This is a genomic window from Aurantimonas sp. NFXS3 (genome assembly GCF_049132005.1).
Taxonomy (GTDB): domain Bacteria; phylum Pseudomonadota; class Alphaproteobacteria; order Rhizobiales; family Rhizobiaceae; genus Aurantimonas; species Aurantimonas coralicida.
This window is the reverse complement of sequence record NZ_JAGDDZ010000020.1, coordinates 1-2,140: the sequence shown is the minus strand read 5'-3', so window position 1 is coordinate 2,140 and position 2,140 is coordinate 1. Positions and strand designations below refer to the sequence as shown.

The 2,140-nt window shown below is 63.3% G+C and carries 1 pseudogene; it reads left to right on the top strand.

From position 1 onward, the window contains the following. Positions 1–131 precede the first annotated feature (131 nt). Positions 132–1,568: pseudogene (gene tnpC / locus J3367_RS20940) on the top strand (IS66 family transposase); the annotation flags it as partial. Between the last annotated feature and the right edge of the window lie 572 nt (positions 1,569–2,140).

The following is a 2,140-nucleotide window of genomic DNA, read 5'->3' as shown; positions in this document are numbered from 1 at the left end:
GACGGAAGGCCAGGTGAACAAGCTCAAGCTCGTGAAGCGGCAAATGTACGGGCGCGCCAAGCTTGATCTTCTTGAGGCCCGCTTGCTAGGCGCCGCCTGATCGTCATCGAAAGTGCGTCAGACCCAATTTTGGACGCCGATCGGGGGTCAATTTTGAAGGCCGTTTGACAGCGCAGGCTGCCGCTACCGAGGACGAACTCGCGGCCGAGCAGGCCGCGGCGAAGACGACCAGCGTTCAGGCATTCATTCGCAAGCGCCCCTCGAAGAAGCCGTTTCCCGAGCATGTGCCGAGAGAGCGGGTGGTCGTTCCGGCGCCGACCGAATGCCCGTGCTGCGGCTCGGGCCGCCTGTCGAAGCTCGGTAAGGACATTACCGAGACGCTGGAGGTGATCCCGCGGCAGTGGAAGGTGATCCAGACTGTGCGGGAGAAGTTCACCTGCCGGGAGTGCGAGAAGATCACCCAGCCGCCAGCGCCGTTCCATCCCACGCCCCGCGGCTTCCTCGGCCCGAGCCTGCTCGCGATGATCCTGTTCGAGAAGTACGGCCAGCATCAGCCGCTGAACCGGCAATCCGAGCGCTATGCCCGCGAGGGGATCGACCTCAGCCTGTCGACGCTGGCAGACCAGGTTGGCGCATGCGTCCCTGTCCTTCGCCCGCTGCACGACCTGATCGAGCAGCATGTTCTCGCTGCAAAGCGCCTGCACGGCGACGACACGACGGTGGCGATCCTGGCCAAAGGCAAGACGGTGACCGGCCGGGTCTGGGTGTATATTCGCGAGGACCGTCCCTTTGGCGGTCCGGCACCGCCGGCAGCCCTGTTCTACGCCTCCCGCGACCGCACAGCCGAGCATCCCGAGCGCCACCTCACAGGCTATGGCGGGATTCTTCAGGCCGACGCCTACTCGGGATATGGCCGCCTCTATGACGGCAACCGGCATCCGCGGCCGCTGAGCCATGCGCTGTGCTGGAGCCACGCTCGCCGCAAGTTCTTCGAACTCGCCGACATCGCCCGGAGCGCCCGGCGGGGAAAGAACGCGGCACCGATCTTTCCGCTGGCGCTGGAGGCGGTGAAGCGCATCGACGTTCTGTTCGACATCGAGCGCGAGGTGAACGGCCGTCCTGCCGAAGAGCGTCTTGCCGTCCGGCAGGAGCGGAGCGTTTCCGTTCTCGCCGATCTGGAGGACTGGATGCGAACCGAGCGGGCGCGCCTGTCGCGCCACGCGCCGGTCGCCAAGGCCATGGACTACATGCTGACGCGCTCGGAGGGCTTTGCCCGCTTCACCACCGACGGCCGGATCTGCCTCAGCAACAATGCGGCGGAGCGGGCGATCCGCGGCTTGGCGCTCGGCCGCAAGTCGTGGCTCTTCGCCGGCTCCGATCGTGGAGCCGACCGCTGCGCCTTCATGCTGACGCTGATCGCCACCGCCAAGCTGAACGACGTCGATCCGCAGGCCTGGCTCGCCGACGTGCTCGCTCGCATCGCCGACACACCGCAGTCCCGCCTCGGCGAGCTCCTGCCGTGGAACTGGCCGGCCAAACATCACCGGGTCGAGCGGGCAGCCGCGTAGCCGATGCTCAGCACTCGCCCGCCGCGGTTCAGGCCGGATGGTTACCTCCAACCCGAGAAATCGGGCCATCAGAAGCTTTCGACATAGTCGCACTCATAGGCGCCGCCTATGCCTTATTGGCTACTCCACCTAGCCGGTCAAACAGGGTGCGCTCCAGGCGGCAAATCGCTTCGTCTAATATTACGGGAATTGCAACGGACTAAAGTGGGATTGGTTTCCGCCTTTGGTCGGACCAAATTTGGCGACCAAGGTAAGGGAAAGTAACCGGACTTTCTTCCCTGATAATTCTGTTGGATATGCGTTCATCATTAGCACTCGGGTCACGCCGAGATACGCTATCTCCCGCGGTCCCCCAAGAAACCGGCAATTGGCAGAGCCTTTTAATAAGCCGGACTGAATGAATTCGGGTTCTTTATTTGTAGCCCGCATCAAGGGAGTCAGGGTAATGGCCGTCAAACTGAATGAGCATGATCTGCGCTTCGTTCTTGACCAGATCAAAATTGCGGAAGCGCATTCGGCTGGCGCCGATCTCATTGACCTTATTCCCGACCCGCATGTGCCTTGGGGGCTGC